Below are 20,476 nucleotides of genomic sequence, written 5' to 3'. Positions count from 1 at the left end.
CGGGCACCTACAAGGCGCCCGTTTTTGTTTATTCCTTTGCTTGGGCGCGCAATCGTCGGCCGATCACATCCATCAAGTCACAACCGTCGCGCAACGGAATGGCCAGCAGCTTGGAGAAGTCCGACAACACCACCGTGTCGCATCCGATCTCGGCGCGAAAGGCTATGTTCTCCAGCACCTGAGTAACTGCGCGAATTCGGTAGTCAGCAGCGGCTTGCAATACGTCGAGTGGCGCTTCGGTGTCGATGAGCAGGGAGGCCGGGATCAGGTCGATTCCGGTGAGGGGCATGTATCTTTCCATAGGTGAACTCCGAATCAGATTTATGAAAACTGACCCGATCTGCAGGTCGCCAAACCTGGTCCTTGGGGGACGGGAAGGACTATACGCTTTGCTGCTGAAGAGAAAATAGGCAGGCGATTCTGATATCTGTGTAGGACGGATACTAAAGGCTTGAATGGTGTCATGCAGTCAGCATTTTTGAAAATTAGCCGTACCTTAGTCGCCGTCGTTTACGCTTGTAGGTCGTACGCGTGTTACGAGTACTTTACCAATCGTCGAATGCATTAGCCTCAAATGCTGTATGGATGTACAGTTTTGAATTCATTTTTTTGTCCGTTCACCTTGCTTTCACGTAAATGCATACGTCTCAGCGGCAGAACGGGCTCCTTCAGCTATGATTGAAGCTAGATGCAAAGGAGACGGAATGTTAGGAAGACCAACTAGGGTGGTGCTAGCACTCACAGCGATAGCACCGTTGTCAGTTTCGTTGGCATATGTTTTCGCAACTCGAGACCATAATTGGTTGATGGCAATATGGGCGCTATGTGGCTGTGTCCTGCTCGGGATAATTTCAAGTTGGATTATAAGTTCAGCCTCTGCAAAATTTGAGCAGTTGCCGATAGTTATAAAGAAAGCAAAAAGCGCGGACAAAGAAGTTGTGGGTTTTTTTGTTGCGTACGCGCTACCTTTGATATTTAAAGGTCAAGCTGACGCCGACGTAGGCGCATGGCTTTTGGCATCTCTGATGTTGGTGTTTGTGCTATGGACAACTCATGCGCTGCAGGTTAACCCGGTTTTAGGTATGTTGGGCTTTCATTTTTATGAGGTGGAAACTCAGGAGGGGGTGACGTATTTGCTGATTAGTAAGCGAACAATAAATAACGTTACTAGTATAAAGAAAGTTGTTCAGCTAACCGAATATGGAATATTAGAATCTGACATAAGGGATAGGTTATGAATCTTTTTGCTCTTACTGATGTTGCTGGATCTCGAATCATTAGGTTTCCCCTCTCTGCAGATTTAAGAGATGAAATATCAGCAATTTTTGAAAGTCAGGGAAATGCTTTTTTCGAAGGTATAGACACAATTGTTCCCTTCGATGGACGCTACGTTCCTGAAGAGGGGGAATTACTTTTAATTAATGATTTTGTTGATGTAGATGGTTTGTCAAATGCCGTCGCTAACCCTTTAGCTATTGATCAATATGATCCCGAGTTTCATAGTTTGGATTCTGTGAAGGCGCTATTTATGGGGAGAGTGTTCCAGAACAATCCCCAGATTCTTATACAGTTGTTCGAAAGGCGAAGATTAATTGCTCGTAGTGGATTGGCGATGTTCTTTGCAGGTAATCAATTCCAGAAAATGACAGATTCGGGTCTGTCTTTGGATACAAAGATTTTGGCTGTTATAGAGGGCGATACTTTAAAGTTTCAAAGCTTTCATTTCGCGCGCAGAGTTTTTGAGTTGAGTGAGTACTTTAAAGAGGCTACGAATGAAGAAGTTGCGAGCTTTGCTGAGCATGAAAAGCTCGAAGTGAGCGATGTGGCAAGCTTTTTAGAGCTGGCAGGGCCGCAAGTCCGTAAGAAGATATCGTTAATCAGTCAGTCTGCGGTTTTGGAAAACTTCACAGTTCAAGAAATTGTCTCGGTTGCTACGACATTTCAATTCGCTATAAATCTCAGCGAAGATGGAAGGATTCAGGTTCCAACAAATCGTACAGAGCTTCGACGGCTTTTACGGTTCTTAGATGAGGACTATTATGAGTCCCCGCTATCAAGAACTCATTTTATCTCTAACTCAAAAAGAATTGCAGATTAGTTTTGATATGTGCTGGAGAGCGCTTGCGCGCTCTCCAGTATGGTAGTTATGATTTAAGTTCTAGAAGGGATCAATTTATTTGTATCAATATTTACTATCGGTGGTCACAGCCCGAAGTATAAATAGATCGAAAAAAATGTCTCGTTTTTCACTAGTTTAAGAATCCAAGGTTTGTTTAAGAGTTTTTTCGCATCGCTCACAGCTATATCTGAGTAAAATCAAAAGCCAGAGTCTTTAGCCCCATTTTTGACAATAGCCGTTCGTACTCTTTCAAATGTTGAGTTTTCCTGTTGTACATAGTCGGAGAAATTAAAGTATGTCGGTGGCGACGAAAAATCCCTCCAAACACGAAGAAGATAACTTTTGAATAGGGTCGATCTGTCGTAACGGTCTTCAATTCGCAAAGATTCAACTTTTCGCAACATGGAGTTAAAAATCTCGTTGTCGAATATGGGTGTGTCAAATACCATTGCGTCGAGATATGTAAAAGTCCCACACCATCTTTTAAGATGGTAGGCTCCTACACTTGTTATGCGGAAGCTTGAAGGCATTTCGCCTATTAGGCCACTCTCGTCTTCTTCGAATGTGAGTCTCTGAGACGTTTCGATCAATTTCTTATTTGTGGTCTTTCTTAACGCCACTTCAACTTGATTGTTAGTAAATCCAAAGTTTTGCAATTCGCTAACTAGTTTTCCGGTTGCGCAGAATCCATCTCTGTCTTTGTGCGGTCCGTCATTATTTAAGAAAGATAGCATGATGAGAATGAGGAAGTGCTCCCTCCTGTCTGGTGATGACACGTCAAACACGTTCATTGCTAGCGAAGTGTCGGCATTGTAGTGAGAGAAATCACCCAGCAAGGCGCTTTTTGTGAACTCATGTATTGGCACAACATATGAGCCTTGATCCTCCATGTGTTTTATTATTTTCTCTGCATCTACATTGGGGCTTCCAATGAAGCCAGTAACAAACTCGATAACGGCTCGAATGTTTCCCCCGGTTATATTTACTAGAAATTCCTGAAGTGCCTCGCTTTGATCTAACGAAACTATTAAGGCTTTTAGAAAGTATGCTAGGCTTCTGGCATTAACTCGCACAAAATCTAAAGTCTCTAGTGGTATCTGTCCTTCTGCCATATCAAGAGCGAACTTAAGTCGCTTATCGATTACTACATCTACTCTGGGAGGTGATATTGTGAATATCTTATGAGGGTAGGCGGTTAAAGCTCCTGAGCGCTTGGATTTGTAAAAGGTTTGAGGTCGTACTGCAATAAATACCGTTGCTGCCCAACTATTGGCAAGTTCTTGGGATATGATAAAAGCATCTTGCTGAATCAAAAAGTCTCGCTGATCTGCATTGTCTAGAAAAATTATTATTTGCTTTTTTCTTGCTTTGGAAATATGCAAAATTGAAGCTTTCAAGTGCTGGTCGTTACTTCCGATTTTTTTGGACAGATCAGTTAGAAGTGCTTCCTCGTACTTTGTAGGATCATCTTTGTATGCTTTTCCCCATACACTATTAGCAAAGCGTGAAATCTCTTGGTGATAAACACCTCTAACGAAGCCGTCTTCGTGAAGATCAACGTCGTAGTTAGAGAATAGTTGGCGCTCTATTTCTTCCAATACAAATGTTTTAAGATCTGATGTAAGTGCACCTTTTGAACCAAGGTCTATATAGATATATAATGAGTTCTTAAATTCTTCATGGGCACTGTTGTAAACCAGGTTTTTAACGAAGGAAGTTTTGCCTACACCTACGTCTCCGATTAGAACAATTGGTCGCCTGGAAAGCGCTTCTGCAATGACGTCGGATGCAAATGTATCTTTCTTTTTGTTTTTGACTGAAGCAGTATGCGGGTGTGGTTCTGATGTACTGAACATCGATGCATAGCGTGCGTCCAAAATATTTCTGCTGAGAAGTGCATATTTTGATAAGGCACCGCTTTCGCAATAACACTCCTTGAAGAATAGGGCTTCAACCTCTTGTGTCTCCAGAACGTCTTGTATTAATAGTTCTGATAGTTGCTTTAGCGTGGCTTGTATGTCGCTCGCATACCTAATCTTTGGGAAGTCAACAAGTCTGGCGGAAAGTTTGTGAGGGATTACGTTTTCCCCTGTGGAAAGATACCTAACAATGTTTTTTTCTTTAAGACCTTCTTTTGATAAAAGCTGCCAGGCGACTGAGAAATTTTCTAACAGATGATCTAGGCTTTTAAAAAGAACCGCATCAGCATCTAAGACGGATATACCATCTTGCCTTGACGCTAAGAATGCTATGAATTGGTGTCCATTGGATACGATGCCGATCGGTACTCCTCGTTTTCCGCAGTACTCTTGAGCTTGAACGATAGCTTCCTTCGCCTCTGGGCTCATAGCACAAAGCGATGGCATGTCAACTTTAAGTTTATTTGTTCCAGCAGGAATCTCAAATACGATGCCTTCGCGCTTAGCTTCGAGAATTGCAATTCGGGGTGATCCCAACTCATAGTCTGTGAATTTCCCTCGTTCATGACGCTCCACCTCGATTTCTGATCGACTCCAATCTAGGCAATGCTCGATAATGTAGTCGATGATATGAAATCTGGTCTCCGCCTCATTCCTATCTGGAGATACCTGCTTAACGCGCTCTTCGGTGATTAGATTTTCTAGATTGGTACGCGCCGTGTGCATGGTGATCACAACTAATTCCTTTTAAGAAAAGGGTTGGGCTGGATGTGCCATATTCCTTGTGTTCCTCTAGGATGTCCATTCATCACTAAATCTATATCAACTTAAATCGCTTCTAACCTTGTAGGCGCAGCTGCGTGTTGCCATCGATCGGTTGGATCTACAGCCGAAAGCGGACATTACTCATGCTAACCAAATCTGCGAAATTGGATCGTGGTACCTAGCTCCCTAGCGTAGAATTTTCAGAGCTCGAGCCCCCACCCCGAGACGGACCTCCACCCAATGCAAACCCCCACCACCCAACACCCCCTCTGGAAAACCTACCTCCTTTTCCTCGCCCCCATGGTCCTCTCCAATTTCCTCCAATCCATGTCGGGCACCGTCAACAGCATCTACATCGGCCAAATGCTCGGCACCCAAGCCCTGGCCGCCGTTTCCGGCATGTTCCCCATCGTGTTCTTCTTCATCGCCCTGGTCATCGGCCTCGGCGCGGGGGCGGGGGTGCTCATTGGCCAAGCCTGGGGCGCACGGGAGCCGCATCTGGTGAAAACCATCGCTGCCACTACCTTGCTGTTGGGCGCAATCATCGGTCTGACGGCGGCGGTGCTGGGCAGCGTGTTCGCGAGGTCAGCCTTGCAGGGTTTGGGCACCCCGGCCGACGTACTCGACGACGCCGTGTCCTACGCCCACGTGATGATGTGGATCATGCCGTCGCTGCTGGTCTACGTGCTGTTCACCCAACTGCTGCGCGGGGTGAGCGATACGGTGTCGCCGCTGATTGCGTTGGTGGTGTCGACCTGTATCGGGTTGGCGCTGACGCCGGCGTTGATTCGCGGTTGGTTCGGCTTGCCGATGTTGGGGATTCAGAGTGCGGCGTATGCGGGGTTGGTGGGTAACCTGTCGGCGATGGGGTGGCTGGCGTGGCGGTTGATCAGCAAGGGGCATCCGTTGGCGCCGGATCGGGAGATGTTTGCGGCAATGCGGCTGGATCGGGTGATTCTCGGCAAGGTGTTGCGCATCGGCTTGCCGACCGGGTTGCAGATGGTGGTGTTGTCGGTGTCGGAGCTGGTGATTCTGGCGCTGGTGAATCAGCACGGTTCGCAGGCGACGGCGGCGTATGGGGCGGTAACGCAGATCGTCAATTATGTGCAGTTTCCGGCGTTGTCGATTGCGATCACCGCGTCGATTCTTGGGGCGCAGGCGATTGGGGCGGCGCGGGTGGAGCGGATCGGGCCGATTTTGCGTACCGGGTTGTTGATTAACGTGTGCCTGACCGGTGGCTTGGTGCTGTTGGGTTACCTGTTGTCGCACTGGTTGCTGGGGCTGTTTCTGACGGACGATTCGACGCGGGCGAAGGCTGAGCATCTGTTGCACATCATGCTCTGGAGCCTGCTGTTGTTTGGCTTCCAGGCGATCATCGGCGGGATCATGCGCGCCAGCAGCACGGTGTTGGTGCCGATGGCGATTTCGATTGTGTGTGTGGTGGGCGTGCAGTTGCCGGTGGCGTATGCGCTGGACGGGCAGTTCGGGTTGCAGGGGGTGTGGATGGCGTTTCCGGTGGCGTATCTGGGGATGCTGGTGTTGCAGACGCTGTATTACAAGCTGGTGTGGAAGCATCAGAAGATTGAGCGGTTGGTGTAGGCGCTGTTCCGGGGACGGCTGCGCACGAAGACGTATCGCTAAGTAAGATTGGCCGCGAGAGATACAGGCCATTACAAAACCGATACGTGGGGGATACATCGAGGTGGCAAGGTTTGCCCATACCTCCTTTCCACCCTTCAGTCGGAGCCCCCGATGAATAAATTGCTGTCTGCGTTGGCCCTTGGTTGCACGTTGGGTCTGTCACTGGTCAATACTTCCCAAGCCGCCGAACCGGCAGGTTATTCCTCGGATCAGTTGGCGGTGGCCTACCGCAGTGTCAAGGTCGATGGCCTTAGCATTTTCTATCGTGAAGCCGGTCGTGTGGATGCGCCCACCTTGCTGCTGCTGCACGGTTTTCCCAGTTCTTCACGCATGTATGACCCGCTGTTGGCGCGGTTGGCGCAGCACTATCATCTGGTGGCGCCGGACTATCCGGGGTTCGGCCATAGCGATGCGCCGGAGGCCAAGGCGTTTGCCTACACGTTCGATCATCTGGCCAGTGTGATGGAGCATTTCACCGAAGCCCTCGGCCTGAATCATTACTCGCTGTATGTGCAGGACTACGGCGGCCCCGTTGGCATGCGGATGATGCTCGCCCACCCCGAACGCGTGCAGGCGCTGATTGTGCAGAATGCGGTGTCCCATGAGGCGGGCCTGGGGCCGCTGTGGCAAAAGCGTCGTGAATTCTGGGCCAACCGGGCTGCCAACGAGGCGGGGTTGAGAGCGAGCTTTTTCTCGTTGGCGACGACCCGACAACGGCATGTCGGCGCCAACCCGCAGATCGAGGTGTTCAACCCGGACCTGTGGACCGACGAATTCAATTTCCTCAACCAGCCGGGGCAGGCAGATATCCAGAGCGACCTGTTCTATGACTACCGCAACAACGTCGCCAGCTATCCGAAGTGGCAAGCGTGGCTGCGCGAGCATCAACCGCCGACGCTGGTGGTGTGGGGCAAGTTCGATCCGTCGTTCGAGGTGGCGGAAGCGGAGGCTTATCGCCGGGATTTGCCCAACGCCGAGATTCATGTGCTGGAGGCGGGGCATTTTGCGCTGGATGAGAAGCCTGATGACATTGCGCGATTGGTGGGGGATTTCCTCGGCAGGCACGTGAAGACAACAGGAAAATAAAGCAGGGTTTCGGGTAAGAGGGTGGGCTGGTCGTGGGCCTCCTTCAGCCTGGCAATCGAGGGTGATGCAAACCGACAGGCGTGACGCTGCACTCTCACGGAATGAACCCGTAGCGAAGGGGTCAACCAGTAAGGCCACCTTCGGACAGTCGTCATGCCTAGCCATTGCCGCATTTCCATCAACGTGCGCGAGCATCAGGACCCGTATGGACGCGGGTGAGTCGGCGCTGATGGCCGCACGCATGCAGTTTGCGCTCACCATCAGTTTCCATATTGTGCTGGCCGCGCTCACCATCGGCCTGGCCAATTTTCTGATGGTGCTTGAAGCGCTTTGGCTGTGGCGTGGCCAACAACGCTATCTGGACGTTTACCGTTACTGGCTGAAAATATTCGCCCTCAACGTGGCGGTGGGCACGGCGTCGGGGCTGATTCTGGAGTACCAGTTCGGGCTCAACTGGTCGCGGCTCTCGGTTCAGGCCGGCGATATCCTCGGCCCGTTGATGTTCTACGAAGTGCTGGCGGCGTTTTTTCTGGAGGCGGGCTTCCTCGGCATCATGCTGTTCGGCCTGAAAAAGGTCGGCCCTCGTCTGCATTTTTTCGCCACCTGCGCGGTGGCCATTGGCTCGTTGATCAGCGCGTTCTGGATCCTGTCGGCCAATTCCTGGATGCAGACACCCGCCGGTTACGCCATTGGCGCCGATGGCCGTTTCATGGCCGAGAACTGGTGGGCGATCATTTTCAATCCGTCGTTTCCTTATCGGCTGGCGCACATGACGCTGGCCGCGTTGCTCGGCACGGCGACCCTGGTGGCGGGTGCCGGCGCCTGGCAACTGTTGAAGGCGCCGCACAACCCGCGCGCGCGTCTGCAATTGTCCATGGCGCTGTGGACGATTGTCGTGCTGACGCCCCTGCAAATCGTGGTGGGTGACCTGCATGGTCAGCACAGCCTCAAGGTGCAGCCACAGAAGGTGGCGGCCATCGAAGGTTCGTGGACGCGACCGCCGGAGGGCGCGGGCGAACCGCTGCGCTTGTTTGCGATTCCGGACATGGCGCAGCGGCGCAATCATTGGGAGGTGGCGATTCCGCGCATCGGTTCGCTGTACCTGACCCACGACCTGAGCGGCACCATCGCCGCGCTGGACGAGTTCCCGGCTGAGGACATCCCGCCGGTGCCGGCGGTGTTTTTCGCGTTTCGCTTGATGGTCGGCCTGGGTCTGTTGATGCTGGGGCAGGGGCTGACCAGTCTGGTGTTGCGCTGGCGCGGCCGGTTGTACGCAGCGCGCTGGATGCTGCGGGTGTGCGTGCTGATGGCCCCGGCGGGTTCGCTCGCGATGCTCAGTGGCTGGGTCGTGACCGAGGTGGGACGGCAACCCTTTACCGTGTATGGATTGCTGCGCACGGCGGACAGTGTGTCGTCGGTGTCTCGCCAGCAGGTGGTCGGCTCGACCTGGTTGATTCTGATGTTTTACCTGCTGATCTTCGGCATCGGGCTGTGGGTGCTGCTTCGCCTACTGCGCGAGCCACCGCATAAGGACGAGCCCGGGCCGCAGCCGACGTTGGCGGACGAGACGGGTGAACCCTGATGGACACTGACTGGATCACACTGCTGTCGGCGGCGGCCCTGGCGTTCTCGGTCATGAACTATGTGCTGCTCGATGGCACGGACCTCGGCGTCGGTGTGCTGATGGGCGTTACGCGATGCAGCCGGCAACGCCGCACCATGGCGGTGACGATCCTGCCGATCTGGGACGCCAACGAAACGTGGCTGGTGCTCGGGGGTGGCGGTCTGCTGGCGCTGTTTCCGCTGGCTTACGCCATCCTGCTGCCGGCGCTTTATCTGCCGTTTATCCTGATGTTTTTGGCGTTGATCCTGCGAGTGGTGGCGTTGGAGTTTCGCGACTACGCGCCCAATGCCGCCATCAAGCGTGCGGTCGATGGCTTGCTGATGTGCGGTTCGGTGCTGGCTGGTGCAACCCAGGGGGTGGTGCTGGGCACGCTGGTTCAAGGCATACCTGAACAGGGCGGGCAGTACAGCGGTGACGGCTCGGAATGGCGGGATATGTTTCCGCTGTTTTGTGGCGCCGTGCTTGTGGTGGGCTACACGTGGTTGGGGGCTTGTTGGCTTTACTGGCGCACTGAAGACGAACTCCAGCGGCGCTCGGCTTTTCAAGCGAAGGCGCTGGCCTGGGCCACCGTGCTGTTGTTGATCGTGTTGGTGGCCTGGACCGCGACGCTGGACACTCGTTATGCGCAACGGCTGGCCGATTGGCGGGTGTGGATGCCGGCGGTGACGTTGCTCGTCGCGCTGCTGACCGGCTTTGTGCTGGGCTTTCGAAGTCGCCTTCATGCGTTGCCACTGTTCGCGGCATTGGGCGTTTTCGTGTTGGCGTTTGCCTTGATGATCGTGGCGCTTTATCCGCTGATCGTTCCGCCGCACCTGACCCTGCAAGCGGCGGCGTCCAGCCCGACCAGTCAGACATTCATGCTGATTGGTTTTGCCGTGCTGATACCGGTGACGCTGATCTACAACACCTACGGCTTCCGCGTCTTCAGCGGCAAGGTGCGTGCGGTGCGTGATTGACCTCAGGCCTGGACCCAGCGTTGCCGACTCCAACTGCTCAAGGTATCGACGGCGAAGACCAGGATCAGCATCGCCAGAATCACTGTGCTGGCTTGCGCTTCCTGAAACAGGCTGAGGCTGACATAGAGCATTTGCCCCAGGCCACCGGCGCCGACGAAGCCGAGCACACTGGCCATGCGGATGTTGTTTTCCCAGCGGTACAGGATGTAGGCCAGCAGCTGCGGAAACAGGTTGGGCAGGGTGCCGTAACAGAAGGCACACACAGCGTTGCCGCCCTGCAACCGGATGGCATCGGCCGGTTCCGACGGGGTGTTTTCCAGCGCTTCGGCGAACAACCGGCCGAGCACGCCGGTGGTGTGCAGCGCCAGCGCCAGCGTGCCGGCGTTGGGGCCGAGGCCGGCGGCGAGCACCATCAGCGCGGCCCACACCAGTTCCGGCACGGCGCGTAACGCGTTGAGCAGCAGTCGTGAGGCGCTCTGCAACGGCCAGCCGAAACGCCCGGCCGCGGGCAATGCCAACAGCAAGCCGAACACCGCCGCGAGCAAGGTGCCGAGGGCGGACATGGCGATGGTTTCGAGGGCGCCATGGGCGATGGCTTGCAGGTGATTGGGGCTCAGGTCCGGGCTGAAAAAGCGCTGCGCATAAGCGCCCATCTGGTTCAGGTTGCCGGTGCTGCCGAGTTCGCTGAGGTCGATGCCGAGGTAGATGAACGAGGCGATGACGGCGGCGCCGATGCCGAGCAGCAGGGCCAGGTTGAACAGACGGTTCATGCCAGCCTCCAGCGCAGCAGGCGGCTGAGTTGGTCGGCGAGCAGCACCAGAACCAGGAAGGTCAGCAGCAGACTGGCCACTTCTCCGCCGGCGAACATGCGCAACGACAGGTCCATCTGCTGACCCAACCCGCCGGCGCCGACAAAACCCATCACCACCGAGGCCCGTATCGCGCATTCCCAGCGATACACCGTGTACGACAGTAGTTCTGCCGAGACATTGGGCAGGATTCCGTAGAAAAACGCCGCCAGCCGACCGCTGCCGGATTGCAGCAATGCATGGGCCGGACGTTGATCAACCGATTCGAAAATTTCCGCGTAGACCTTGCCCAGCATGCCGCTGTAGGTAATGGCGATGGCCAGCACGCCGGCAGTCGGGCCGAGGCCGACAGCCCGCACGAACAGCAGGGCCCAGACGATTTCCGGCACGCTGCGCAGGAAAATCAGCAGCCCGCGCACCGGCCAGCGCAGCAGTTGGCCCCCATAACTCGGGCGCCCCGCACGCGACGCCGCCGACAACGACAGCGCACGACTGGCCAGCAGGCTGGCGGGAATCGCCAACAGCAACGCCAGGGCCATGCCCGCCGTGGCGATCGCCAGGGTTTGCAGGGTGGCTTGCAGCAACAGCTCGATGAACGCCGCGTCATGGGCCGGGGGCCAGAAGGCGGACACGAACCGGCCGATTTCACTCTGGCTGTCACTTGCGACCAGCACACCGAGGTCCAGCTCGCTGTAGTGGATGCCCGGCCACAGCAGGGCGATGGCCAGCAGGCTGAGCAGCAGGCGCGGCAGGGTGGCCGGATCGCGGGTGTCGGACGTCAGCATCGGGGAATCTGCACACTCAAGTGAGCGGGAGGCACCGGCGAGCGTTCCAGTTGCTCGTTGGCGTAGAGCGCGTCGAGCTGCTCACGGTCGACGGCGCTGGCGGGCAGGTCGAACAGAATCTGCCCGTCACGCAGGCCAATGATCCGCGAAAAATGCGCCAGGGCCAGCTCCACCGCGTGCAGGCTGGCGACCAGTGTGACGTTTTGCTCCCGGGCATGACGGCAGAGCACCGACAGCGTGTGCTCGGCCAGCACCGGGTCCATGGCCGAGACCGGTTCATCGGCCAGCAACACCTCGGGCGCTTGGTACAACACCCGGGCAATGCCCACGCGCTGCAACTGTCCGCCGGACAACTGCTGGCATCGGGTGAACAGTTTGTCGCTCAGGTCCAGCCTGGCCAAGGCCGCTCGCGCGCCCGGAATGTCCAGCGGATAGAGCAAATTCAGCAGGCTCTTGCCCAATCCCCATTGACCCAGCTTGCCGGCCAGAACCGCCGTGACCACACGCTGGCGCGGTGGCAACGGCGGCGCTTGATGGATCAAACCGATGCGTGCGCGCAAGCGCTGACGCTGACCGGCCGACAACTGCCAGGCTCGCTCGCCGAGCACTTGCAGCTCGCCGGCGCCCGGTCGCAGGGCGGTGGCCAGCAGGTTGAGCAGGCTCGATTTGCCGGCACCGGACGGGCCGATAATGGCGACCTGTTCGTGGGCTTCGATGTGCAGGTCCACGCCACGCAGCGCGTGAACGCCGTTGGCGTGGGTAAGGCTGACCTGGGTCAGATGCAACGTCATTTGAGCAGTTCGGCGGCGCGTGCGGCTTCCTCGATGCCCTTGTAGTTTTCCGGGCTGGTTTCGATGAATCGGCTGGCGGCCTGCAAATCGAGAATTTCCTTGTCCTTCGGATTCGCCGGGTCGAGTGCGAGGAACGCGGCTTTGATCTTGGCCGCCAGTGCCGGGTCGAGGGTCCCGCGTACCGTCCAGTTGTAGTCGAAGTAGGCCGGGGTGGTGGCAAACACCTTGACCTTGTTGGTGTCGACCTTGCCGGCCGCGACCAGTTTTTCCCACACGCTGGCGTTCAACACCCCGGCGTCGACCTTGCCGGCCTGGACCCAGGCGACCGTGGCGTCATGGGCGCCGGAGTAGCCGACGCGGCTGAAGTAGGTTTCCGGTTTGATGCCGTCCTTGAGCATGAAGTAGCGCGGCATGAGGCTGCCCGACGTGGAAGACACCGAGCCGAAGGCAAAGGTCTTACCCTTGAGGTCGGCGAGGGATTTGACGGCGGGGTCGGCGGTGATGAATTTGCTGGTGAACTGCGCATCCTGTTCGCGCTGTACCAGCGGAATCGCGTTGCCGGTTTTCAGGCGTGCCTGCACGAACGTGAAGCCGCCCAGCCAGGCCATATCGATCCGGTCGGTGGCCAGCGCCTCGACCACGGCCGGGTAATCGCTGACGGGCACGAACTCGACCTTCATGCCCAATTGCTGTTCCAGGTAGCCGCCCAGCGGCTTGAATTTTCGCAACAGTTCGGTGGGCGCTTCATCGGGAATCGCACTGACCTTCAAGGTGTCGGCGGCCTGCGAGAGCAGGGTGCAAAAAGACAGGGCCAGGCCGGCAGTCAATGCCAGGGTACGCTTGAACATGGAAATTCTCCGGTGCATTTACGGAACACTATAGAGGTGCGCCGGGCACACGCAGGTGACGGCAAGGCGCTTTGTGAGGTTAGACGAAGCGTAGCGGGGCCGATTGCTTCAGGCCTTGGTGCAAGTGTGACGTGGATGTAAGCCAGGGGGAAGCCGGGGCGATAAATACCGTTCGTCAGCGATGTGCGCTACGACCTATTGACACAGGTGCGTGCCTGAGTGAATATTAATCCATCGCACACGACACAATCGAACGCGACAAGAAATCAAACCCCATTGCACCGTAGAGGATTCACCCCATGAGCAAGATCGACAAAGTCCTGGCCACCGGCAAAACCCACACCACCGCCAGCGCTGCCGGCAACACCTCACGCGGTCACAACGGCAGCCTCGACATCACCTTGTCGACGCCGGGCACTGCCAAGCCAGCCCACGTATTCGCCGCGACCCAGCCGCACCCGACGGCCGAGCAACTGTTCGCCGGTGCATGGTCGGCTTGCTACACCGCCGCGGTCGGTCTGGTGGCCAACGACTTGAACGTGGTGCTGCCGGCGGATCTGTCGGTCGACATCGAAGTCGATCTGGGGCAGGGCGGTGCGGAGTACTTCCTTCAGGCTCGGCTGACTTTGCGTGTACCTGGCCTGTCGCAGGACATTGCAACGACCCTGGCGCATACCGCTGACCAGATTTGCCCGTACTCGAAAGCGACTCGCGGCAACATCGACGTGGCGCTGAATGTCCTCACCGTTTAAATCTTTTTTTATTTCATATATATCGCGTGCGATAAAAGCGCATACGAATACAAATCTTAAGGGAATCATCATGAGCAAGATCGATAAAGTACTGGCCACCGGCAAAACCCACACCACCGTCAGCGCCGCTGGCAAGACCTCGCGCGGACATAGCGGCAGCCTCGACATCGTGCTGTCGTCGCCCGGCAGCGCCACACCGGCACATGTGTTTTCGAACACTCAACCGCACCCGACGGCCGAGCAACTGTTCGCCGGCGCCTGGTCCGCCTGCTACACCGCAGCGGTCGGGCTGGTGGCCAAGGACCTGAACGTGGCACTGCCGGCGGAGACGTCCGTGGACATCGAGGTCGATCTGGGCCAGACCGGTCAGGCGTACTTCCTGCAGGCTCGATTGACCTTGCGTGTGCCAGGCCTGTCGAACGAGATTGCAACGAAGCTGGCGCACACGGCCGACCAGATCTGCCCGTACTCGAAAGCCACCCGCGGCAACATCGACGTGGCACTGAACGTCATCACCGAGTGATGCGACAGGACTCGACGGCGCCACGGGCGGGCGCCGGACGAGTTCACGCCGTTGCAAAAAAAAACGGTGGTGAAACGGTGCAACAACCTGATCAAATCAGTGGGAGCCTCGCCCGGAGAGTCCCATGAATCCTCGATTGCCACCTTTCGCCGCATGGGTTGTTGCGCTCACCTTTGGCGCCTTGTCTGGCGCCGATGCCGCCGAATACACGCAAGTCAATACAACCGCCAGCACGCTTTCCTTCACTTATAACCAGTTCAGCTCTCGGGTTTACGGCACGTTCAGCCAATTCGAAGGCAGGCTGGATTTCGACACCGCAAACCCTTCAGCGGCCCATGCCGCGCTCACCATCCAGCTCGACAGCATCGATGCCGGCAGCATTGACGCCAACGAAGAACTGAAAAAGCCCGCCTGGTTCGACACCGCGAACTCGCCGGTGGCGACGTTTGAGTCGACCGCTGTGAAATCAGTGGGCAACGACCGCTATTCGATCACCGGCCAACTCACGCTCAGGGGCATCACCCGCGAGGTGGAAGTGCCCGTGCAACTGAAAGCCGAGAACGCCATCGGCATCTTCGATGGCGAACTGACGCTCAAGCGCAGCGACTTCAACATAGGTGAGGGCGAGTGGGCGGACACGGTGGTTTCCGACGACATCAACATCAGATTTCGCATGGTTGCGCCGCAGCAGTAGGGTGCACGTCGCGGCTTGCCGGCGCCAAGGCCCGAACAACCAGCACCGCTCCCCCCTTCGGTCCCGCCAGCACGTTATGATACGCACGCCCGTCCGTTCCCAGAGTCCAGAGCCTCAATGCCCCAGATCACCCACTTCAAGACCCCGTGCCCTGAGCACCTCTCCAGCCAGATCCTGCAGATGGTCGTCGACAACCTGACCGACATCAGCATGGTCGCCATCCCGCCGAGCAACCTGTTGTACAACGTGTACCAATACGCGATCGGCTACGAAGTGCACCTCTATCTGGAGGCGTTGAACGGGTCGAAAGGGGTTGCAGTGGAGTTGATCGTCGCCACGGACGTGGACGATCCGGAAACGGTTATCGGTTTCTTGCTGTACTTGCCGTTCCAGGATGATCCCGAGGCGTGCGGCGTGGCGTACATGGCGGTCCAGGCCGGTCATCGGCGCCAGGGCGTGGCGCGCAAGATGCTGCGGGAAATGGTCGGTCGCTACCCGCATGCCGAGCTGACCTGCGCGGTTGCCAAGGTACCGTGGTTTGAGTCGATGGGCTTTCAGGTGGTGGGCGTGCGCGGTAATCAGGTGCTGATGAACACCCGCGATCATCGTTCCGGCGGCTTGATGGGATTGCTGGATGTGGCGTCGATCTACAGCTCGCTGGAGGTGCGGCAGATTCATACCTACTTGCTGCAAAAACACGGCAAGCGCGCGATGCTCGATGCGGAGAAACAGCGTGACCGGCATCTGGACCAGCTGACGTACAAGGCCAATGAGTTTGTCCGCGAGCGGTTGGGCGAGTAACCGCGCTCTAAATGTACAAGCGAGCTTTTGTGGCGAGGGGATTTATCCCCGTTGGGCTGCGCAGCGGCCCCAGCATTTCCTTGTTAAACCGCATGTACAGGGTTTACGACTGCTGCGCAGCCGGACGGGGATAAATCCCCTCGCCACAAAAAGCCCATTCCCACATTAGACCCAATCAGGGTTTAAGAAAGCTTCACATTCATGGTGATCCGCGCCGTGAACACCTTCCTGCCTTCAACGTCGAGTATGTCCACCGGCACGATTTTGTCGCCTCCCGTGGTCCAGTCGACGTCGCCCCCATCGGCCACCGCCGTGACGTCGGTCTTTGCCTTCGCCAGGTACTCGACCGTCATGCCTTTTGGAATCCAGCGTGCCCCTTCGGGAATCGACACGTCGGTCATCATCCCCGCCGCCAGTTCAGCCGCATTGCACATCGCGATGGCGTGCACGGTGCCCAGGTGGTTGGTGATTTCCTTGGCGAACGGCACCTGCACCGTCGCAGAGCCTTTGCGCAACTCCGTGACCAGCGGGTTGATGGTGCTGAAGTAGGGCGCCACCTGGCAGACCATTGTGCTGAAGGCTTGCGGGCCCACGCTGTTAAACAGGCTGAGGAACTGACTCATTTTGAAACCTCATTGATGATCGGATTAACAGAATGTTGTTCCGTAACAGAATAATGTTCTGTGACGGAACAGTATTCTGTCAGCGGGAAATCTGTCAACCTTGTTCGATGGCGATCACCTGCCTTCACTCTTGGTTTTTTGGGTCTGTGTTAAACATGGAAACGTCAGATTTACTCGAGCGCTGCTACCCCGGAAGACGCGCTGAACTCAAGCGCGATATTTTTCGAAAGGCCCTCACACTGTTCAATGAGCAGGGGATCGAGGCCACGACCATTGAAATGATCCGCGCCGAATGCGACACCAGCGTGGGCGCGATTTATCACCACTTCGGGAACAAGGAAGGTCTGGTGGCCGCGCTGTTTTTCACCGCCCTGGACGATCAGGCCAGGTTGCGCGACAGCTATTTGAGCGACGCGAAAACCACGCAAGAAGGCGTATACGCGCTGGTGCACAGTTACGTGGATTGGGTCGACAGCCAACCCGAGTGGGCGCGCTTCCAGTACCACGCGCGATTTGCCGTCACCAAAGGGCCTTTCAAGGACGAACTGACGACCCGCAACAAGGCGCGCAACAAGCAACTGCTGGAATGGCTGTCGGCTTCGGCCAGAGGCGATGAGTTGAAAGGCACTCCGGCCGAGTTGCTGCTGTCGCTGATCATTGGCCAGGCAGACAGCTATTGCAGGGCATGGCTGTCGGGCCGGGTAAAGGGCAGTCCGAAGGTGTACCGGGACACGCTTGCACACGCGGCGTGGCGATCGGTTTCCGGCGATTGAACAGCAAAAAGCCCGGTCAGAAGCCCAATGCTGTTCACTTAAGCGCGCTCTTGGATCGTGCATACCTTTGTGGCGAGCGAGCTTGCTCGCGCTGGGCTGCGTAGCGGCCCCAAAAATCTGACAACTATTGCCGAGTTTTGTGAGTGCTACGCACTCAAGCGGGAGCAAGCTCCCTCGCCACAAGTTTCCTTTGATTCAAGACACTCTTAAGTGAACAACATTGCGGTCAGAAGCCGGGCTTTTTCCTGTCTGGAATGCGTGCACTTGAAAAAGAGCCTCAAGGCTCTTTGATGGGGAGGAAGTAGAGCTCTCGAGGCTCAAGATGCACGTGAAACAAGCGGCGAGCTTGGTAGGGGTTCAGATCACTCACCACCTACGCAACCGCTGAGTTGAGCAAACAAACGGCTGCGTAGAATCATCGTAGGAAGATGAGGTTTGGCACTCAAGTACCGCTAGTCGCCTCTGTGCCAGTCCTGCCACGCGCGCCTCTTTCAACCATTGCGACGATGGTTTCGAATAGCTCGTCCTGCGCCTGTACGGCGCTGATTTCACCCGTCGCGGCAGCCTGGGACAAGGCTTCCGCCGCACCGAGCATCGCCCGCAAACCCGCTGCCGTGATCTCGCCCGTGCCCGCGAAGGGGGCGAGGGCGGATCGGCATTTGTTCAGGAAGATCGCCTCGTACTCGCGCTTGATCTTCTCCAATTCCGGCGAACTGGCCAACGCGGCAATCACGCCCGGGATTTCGTTGCCCTGCAGCAACACACAGTCCACGTACGACGAGGCAATCACCCTGGCGGTGCCGACCAGCGTCGGTTCGCTGTTCTGCAGTGCCGTATCCATGACGGCAGTCTGGCGCGCATCAAAGTCTTGGTAGAGCGCCGCCAGCAAGCCGGGGCGCGTCGTGAAGTGGTCGTACACCACCGGTTTGGTGATCCCGGCCTGTTCGGCGAGCCGCCCCAGCGTCAGCGCGTCGGTGCCTTCTTCCCGAACGAGTTGCCAGGCGACGTCCAGCAACTGGCGCAGGCGGTCCTCCCGGGAGAGGCGTCGTCGTGGTTGCGGGGTGGAATCTTGCGCGATTGTTTTGGAGGTTGACATGGCTATGTACCAAAAGTAACTTACTGATCGTAACTTACCAAGAGTATATAAGGTCCGCCTTGTGCTCTCAACCAGGAGTTTCCATCATGCATACCCTCATCGTTGTCGCTCATCACAATCCCGATTCGCTTACCCACAGCCTCGCGGTCCGGATCGCTGAAGGCCTGACCGCCAGCGATCCCGCCAACACCGTGGAATTTGCCGATCTGTTCGCCCAAGGATTCGAACCGAGGTTCGGCGCCGCGGATTTTGCGGTGCATCACCGGGAAGCGTCACCGCCCGCCGATGTGATCGCCGAACAGGCACGAATCGACCGCGCCGACCATTTGGTGCTGGTCTATCCGGTCTACTGGTGGTCAATGCCGGCGATTCTCAAGGGCTGGATCGATCGAGTGTTCACCAACGGCTGGGCGTTCGATTACACGGCGGACAGCCTGGAGAAAAAACTGGGTCACCTGCGGGTTCACCTCATCGGTGTCGGTGGTGCCGATGCGGGCACGTTTGATCGACACGGTTTCACTGAGGCGATGAGAACGCAGATCGACCACGGCATTTTCGATTACTGCGGTGCTCGGGTGCTGACGTCCGAGCTGTTCCTCGAGTCGGAAAGCCAGAACCCGACGGTGCATCTGGAGGCCGCTAGCGCCTTGGGTCGCCGCCTCCTTGCGGCTTCGGCACAGGTCGATCCCGTTACGCCTGTTCGCCCGGCCAGCCTGCCCGACGCAAGGCTTTGAGCAGCGTTTCGGCGTCCAGCCCCGGCACCGCATGGCCATTGCCTTCGGCGGTGTCGGAGGCCAGCAGGGCGTTGATGATCGCTTCTTCCACGGCTTCGGTGGCGGCCAGGAACAACTCGCTGATGTGGTCGTTGTTGACCATGCGCAGGTGGTCTGTAGTCGGCGCCTTCTTGCTTTCATAAGCCGCGGGTGGGACGTCGTTGCCGGTGGCGAACGCGATGAAGATGTCGCCGCTATGGTCTTCGTTACCGCCGCCGGTGCGTGCCAGGCCGAGGCTGGCGCGTTGGGCGAGGCGGGTGCATTGATGCGGCAACAGCGGCGCATCGGTGGCCAGGCAAACGACAATCGAGCCCATGCCCGGATGGGGCAACGAGGCCTTGAGAAATGGCGAGTCAGCTTTTTCCATGGAGCGCCCGACCGGGTAACCGTCGACGCGCAATTCATTGCGGATGCCGTGGTTGGCCTGGACGATGGCGCCAACGGTCCAGCCGCCCTGGGCACTGTTCAGACGTCGCGAAGCGGTGCCGATGCCGCCCTTGAATTCGTGACAGATCATGCCGCTGCCACCGCCGACCGAGCCTTCGGTCACGGGCCCGCCCGTTGCGGTGCGCAGGGCCTCAGCCACATGTTCGGGCTTCACGTGAAAGCCATTGATGTCATTGAGCAAACCGTCGAAGGTTTCCAGCACCACCGGCATATTCCAGTAAAGGCGTCCGTCGTCGGGTTGCTGTTCACGGTCCAGGACAATCAACGCATCACGAACCACACCCAGGCTGTGGGTGTTGGTGAAGGCGACCGGGCTGGTCAACAGACCCGCTTCGCGAATCCACTCAAGACCGGTCGCATCGCCGTTGCCGTTGAGCACATGGACACCGGCGAAGCACGGGTGCTGGCTGGTGGAACCGGCTCGCGGCTCGATCACGGTGACCCCGGTCAGGATATCGCGGCCATGCGCGCTGCGGCCCCGCACATTGCTGTGGCCGACCCGGACGCCGGGTACATCGGTGATGGCATTGAGCGGGCCAGGCTGCAGTTGGCCGAACTGGAGGTTCAGGTCGCGGGCACGTGGTTTCATCGATTCTCTCATCTTCAATTCGTGGCAGAAAAAAGTGGCTGGGCTAGACGCAGACCCTGCGG

At 57.0% G+C, this 20,476-nt stretch carries 21 protein-coding genes; 12 read left to right on the top strand and 9 right to left on the bottom strand.

The genetic code is table 11. The annotated features are described in order from the left end of the window. Positions 1-28: 28 nt before the first annotated feature. Complete coding sequence (locus ACM1ZW_RS28490; protein WP_416739829.1) at positions 29-301, bottom strand: hypothetical protein; 273 nt, start codon at positions 299-301, stop codon at positions 29-31. A 403-nt stretch (positions 302-704) separates the two neighbouring features. Between ACM1ZW_RS28490 and ACM1ZW_RS28485 the strand changes: the two genes are divergently transcribed. Beyond that, the gene (locus tag ACM1ZW_RS28485; RefSeq protein ID WP_416739828.1) at positions 705-1,238 is read left to right on the top strand and encodes a hypothetical protein; all 534 of its coding nucleotides are present in this window, start codon (positions 705-707) and stop codon (positions 1,236-1,238) included. Further along, positions 1,235-2,098, top strand: coding sequence for a Kiwa anti-phage protein KwaB-like domain-containing protein (locus ACM1ZW_RS28480; protein WP_416739827.1), 864 nt, complete (start codon positions 1,235-1,237; stop codon positions 2,096-2,098). The genes ACM1ZW_RS28485 and ACM1ZW_RS28480 overlap by 4 nt, the downstream gene beginning before the upstream one ends. A 218-nt stretch (positions 2,099-2,316) precedes the next feature. Here ACM1ZW_RS28480 and ACM1ZW_RS28475 read toward each other — a convergent pair whose 3' ends face one another. After that, positions 2,317-4,773 carry a hypothetical protein gene (locus ACM1ZW_RS28475; RefSeq protein ID WP_416739826.1) on the bottom strand — a complete coding sequence of 819 codons (2,457 nt, stop codon included), beginning with the start codon at positions 4,771-4,773 and terminating at the stop codon, positions 2,317-2,319. 270 nt (positions 4,774-5,043) lie between these two features. Here ACM1ZW_RS28475 and ACM1ZW_RS28470 point away from each other — a divergent pair, with 270 nt between their 5' ends. The 4 genes from ACM1ZW_RS28470 (at position 5,044) to ACM1ZW_RS28455 (ending at position 10,110) form a co-directional block, all read left to right on the top strand. Then, positions 5,044-6,402, top strand: coding sequence for an MATE family efflux transporter (locus ACM1ZW_RS28470; protein ID WP_416739825.1), 1,359 nt, complete (start codon positions 5,044-5,046; stop codon positions 6,400-6,402). 153 nt (positions 6,403-6,555) lie between these two features. Further along, positions 6,556-7,530, top strand: coding sequence for an alpha/beta fold hydrolase (locus tag ACM1ZW_RS28465; RefSeq protein WP_416739824.1), 975 nt, complete (start codon positions 6,556-6,558; stop codon positions 7,528-7,530). A gap of 205 nt (positions 7,531-7,735) precedes the next feature. Further along, complete coding sequence (locus ACM1ZW_RS28460) at positions 7,736-9,112, top strand: cytochrome ubiquinol oxidase subunit I (protein ID WP_416739823.1); 1,377 nt, start codon at positions 7,736-7,738, stop codon at positions 9,110-9,112. After that, a complete protein-coding gene (locus tag ACM1ZW_RS28455; protein ID WP_416739822.1) occupies positions 9,112-10,110 on the top strand; it encodes a cytochrome d ubiquinol oxidase subunit II in 999 nt (332 codons plus the stop codon). Before ACM1ZW_RS28460 ends, ACM1ZW_RS28455 begins: the two co-directional genes overlap by 1 nt. Before the next feature lie 2 nt (positions 10,111-10,112). On the opposite strand, the gene phnE is transcribed toward ACM1ZW_RS28455, so the two are convergent. The 4 genes from phnE to ACM1ZW_RS28435 are packed head-to-tail and all read right to left on the bottom strand — an operon-like array spanning position 10,113 to position 13,343. Further along, complete coding sequence (gene phnE, locus ACM1ZW_RS28450) at positions 10,113-10,880, bottom strand: phosphonate ABC transporter, permease protein PhnE (RefSeq protein ID WP_416739821.1); 768 nt, start codon at positions 10,878-10,880, stop codon at positions 10,113-10,115. Further along, positions 10,877-11,704: a PhnE/PtxC family ABC transporter permease gene (locus ACM1ZW_RS28445; RefSeq protein ID WP_017338414.1), complete on the bottom strand. Its 828-nt coding sequence runs from the start codon at positions 11,702-11,704 to the stop codon at positions 10,877-10,879. Before ACM1ZW_RS28445 ends, phnE begins: the two co-directional genes overlap by 4 nt. Beyond that, entirely contained in the window at positions 11,698-12,495 is a 798-nt protein-coding gene (locus ACM1ZW_RS28440) for a phosphonate ABC transporter ATP-binding protein (protein ID WP_416739820.1), read from the bottom strand. Before ACM1ZW_RS28440 ends, ACM1ZW_RS28445 begins: the two co-directional genes overlap by 7 nt. Continuing rightward, a complete protein-coding gene (locus tag ACM1ZW_RS28435; protein ID WP_416739819.1) occupies positions 12,492-13,343 on the bottom strand; it encodes a putative selenate ABC transporter substrate-binding protein in 852 nt (283 codons plus the stop codon). Before ACM1ZW_RS28435 ends, ACM1ZW_RS28440 begins: the two co-directional genes overlap by 4 nt. A 299-nt stretch (positions 13,344-13,642) precedes the next feature. Between ACM1ZW_RS28435 and ACM1ZW_RS28430 the strand changes: the two genes are divergently transcribed. From ACM1ZW_RS28430 to ACM1ZW_RS28415, 4 genes are all read left to right on the top strand, one after another. After that, positions 13,643-14,095, top strand: a complete 453-nt coding sequence (locus tag ACM1ZW_RS28430) for an Ohr family peroxiredoxin (protein WP_017338417.1) — start codon at positions 13,643-13,645, stop codon at positions 14,093-14,095. A 70-nt stretch (positions 14,096-14,165) separates the two neighbouring features. Continuing rightward, a complete protein-coding gene (locus tag ACM1ZW_RS28425) occupies positions 14,166-14,618 on the top strand; it encodes an Ohr family peroxiredoxin (protein ID WP_017338418.1) in 453 nt (150 codons plus the stop codon). Between the two features lie 124 nt (positions 14,619-14,742). Continuing rightward, on the top strand, positions 14,743-15,312 hold the full coding sequence (locus tag ACM1ZW_RS28420) for a YceI family protein (protein WP_414878379.1): 570 nt from the start codon (positions 14,743-14,745) through the stop codon (positions 15,310-15,312). A gap of 117 nt (positions 15,313-15,429) precedes the next feature. After that, positions 15,430-16,113: a GNAT family N-acetyltransferase gene (locus ACM1ZW_RS28415; RefSeq protein WP_416739818.1), complete on the top strand. Its 684-nt coding sequence runs from the start codon at positions 15,430-15,432 to the stop codon at positions 16,111-16,113. A 182-nt stretch (positions 16,114-16,295) separates the two neighbouring features. On the opposite strand, the gene ACM1ZW_RS28410 is transcribed toward ACM1ZW_RS28415, so the two are convergent. Next, complete coding sequence (locus ACM1ZW_RS28410; RefSeq protein ID WP_416739817.1) at positions 16,296-16,736, bottom strand: hotdog fold domain-containing protein; 441 nt, start codon at positions 16,734-16,736, stop codon at positions 16,296-16,298. Positions 16,737-16,891: 155 nt separating this feature from the next. Between ACM1ZW_RS28410 and ACM1ZW_RS28405 the strand changes: the two genes are divergently transcribed. Then, entirely contained in the window at positions 16,892-17,509 is a 618-nt protein-coding gene (locus ACM1ZW_RS28405) for a TetR/AcrR family transcriptional regulator (RefSeq protein WP_416739816.1), read from the top strand. Between the two features lie 442 nt (positions 17,510-17,951). Here the strand turns inward: ACM1ZW_RS28405 and ACM1ZW_RS28400 are convergent, their stop codons facing one another. Beyond that, positions 17,952-18,605 (bottom strand): TetR/AcrR family transcriptional regulator, encoded by a 654-nt coding sequence (locus ACM1ZW_RS28400; protein WP_416739815.1) that lies wholly within the window; start codon positions 18,603-18,605, stop codon positions 17,952-17,954. An 86-nt stretch (positions 18,606-18,691) separates the two neighbouring features. Between ACM1ZW_RS28400 and ACM1ZW_RS28395 the strand changes: the two genes are divergently transcribed. Continuing rightward, a complete protein-coding gene (locus ACM1ZW_RS28395) occupies positions 18,692-19,339 on the top strand; it encodes an NAD(P)H-dependent oxidoreductase (protein ID WP_416739814.1) in 648 nt (215 codons plus the stop codon). Here ACM1ZW_RS28395 and ACM1ZW_RS28390 read toward each other — a convergent pair. After that, complete coding sequence (locus ACM1ZW_RS28390) at positions 19,296-20,414, bottom strand: P1 family peptidase (protein WP_414878383.1); 1,119 nt, start codon at positions 20,412-20,414, stop codon at positions 19,296-19,298. The two genes, ACM1ZW_RS28395 and ACM1ZW_RS28390, sit on opposite strands and share 44 nt — an antisense overlap. Positions 20,415-20,476: the final 62 nt, after the last annotated feature.

This window comes from Pseudomonas sp. NFX71 (assembly GCF_048079215.1).
GTDB classification, from domain to species: domain Bacteria; phylum Pseudomonadota; class Gammaproteobacteria; order Pseudomonadales; family Pseudomonadaceae; genus Aquipseudomonas; species Aquipseudomonas fluorescens_B.
The sequence above is the reverse complement of the archived record's forward strand: the minus strand, read 5'-3'. Positions and strand labels throughout refer to the sequence as shown.

Excerpts from the sequence above, each read along its gene's own strand:
- ACM1ZW_RS28470 (WP_416739825.1), top strand. The coding sequence starts at position 5,044 with ATGCAAACCCCCACCACCCAACACCCCCTCTGGAAAACCTACCTCCTT.
- ACM1ZW_RS28445 (WP_017338414.1), bottom strand. The coding sequence starts at position 11,704 with ATGCTGACGTCCGACACCCGCGATCCGGCCACCCTGCCGCGCCTGCTG.
- ACM1ZW_RS28465 (WP_416739824.1), top strand. The coding sequence starts at position 6,556 with ATGAATAAATTGCTGTCTGCGTTGGCCCTTGGTTGCACGTTGGGTCTG.
- ACM1ZW_RS28400 (WP_416739815.1), bottom strand. The coding sequence starts at position 18,605 with ATGTCAACCTCCAAAACAATCGCGCAAGATTCCACCCCGCAACCACGA.
- ACM1ZW_RS28420 (WP_414878379.1), top strand. The coding sequence starts at position 14,743 with ATGAATCCTCGATTGCCACCTTTCGCCGCATGGGTTGTTGCGCTCACC.
- ACM1ZW_RS28395 (WP_416739814.1), top strand. The coding sequence starts at position 18,692 with ATGCATACCCTCATCGTTGTCGCTCATCACAATCCCGATTCGCTTACC.
- ACM1ZW_RS28485 (WP_416739828.1), top strand. The coding sequence starts at position 705 with ATGTTAGGAAGACCAACTAGGGTGGTGCTAGCACTCACAGCGATAGCA.
- ACM1ZW_RS28435 (WP_416739819.1), bottom strand. The coding sequence starts at position 13,343 with ATGTTCAAGCGTACCCTGGCATTGACTGCCGGCCTGGCCCTGTCTTTT.
- ACM1ZW_RS28405 (WP_416739816.1), top strand. The coding sequence starts at position 16,892 with ATGGAAACGTCAGATTTACTCGAGCGCTGCTACCCCGGAAGACGCGCT.
- ACM1ZW_RS28455 (WP_416739822.1), top strand. The coding sequence starts at position 9,112 with ATGGACACTGACTGGATCACACTGCTGTCGGCGGCGGCCCTGGCGTTC.
- ACM1ZW_RS28390 (WP_414878383.1), bottom strand. The coding sequence starts at position 20,414 with ATGAAACCACGTGCCCGCGACCTGAACCTCCAGTTCGGCCAACTGCAG.
- ACM1ZW_RS28415 (WP_416739818.1), top strand. The coding sequence starts at position 15,430 with ATGCCCCAGATCACCCACTTCAAGACCCCGTGCCCTGAGCACCTCTCC.
- phnE (WP_416739821.1), bottom strand. The coding sequence starts at position 10,880 with ATGAACCGTCTGTTCAACCTGGCCCTGCTGCTCGGCATCGGCGCCGCC.
- ACM1ZW_RS28490 (WP_416739829.1), bottom strand. The coding sequence starts at position 301 with ATGGAAAGATACATGCCCCTCACCGGAATCGACCTGATCCCGGCCTCC.
- ACM1ZW_RS28425 (WP_017338418.1), top strand. The coding sequence starts at position 14,166 with ATGAGCAAGATCGATAAAGTACTGGCCACCGGCAAAACCCACACCACC.
- ACM1ZW_RS28410 (WP_416739817.1), bottom strand. The coding sequence starts at position 16,736 with ATGAGTCAGTTCCTCAGCCTGTTTAACAGCGTGGGCCCGCAAGCCTTC.
- ACM1ZW_RS28430 (WP_017338417.1), top strand. The coding sequence starts at position 13,643 with ATGAGCAAGATCGACAAAGTCCTGGCCACCGGCAAAACCCACACCACC.
- ACM1ZW_RS28440 (WP_416739820.1), bottom strand. The coding sequence starts at position 12,495 with ATGACGTTGCATCTGACCCAGGTCAGCCTTACCCACGCCAACGGCGTT.
- ACM1ZW_RS28460 (WP_416739823.1), top strand. The coding sequence starts at position 7,736 with ATGGACGCGGGTGAGTCGGCGCTGATGGCCGCACGCATGCAGTTTGCG.
- ACM1ZW_RS28480 (WP_416739827.1), top strand. The coding sequence starts at position 1,235 with ATGAATCTTTTTGCTCTTACTGATGTTGCTGGATCTCGAATCATTAGG.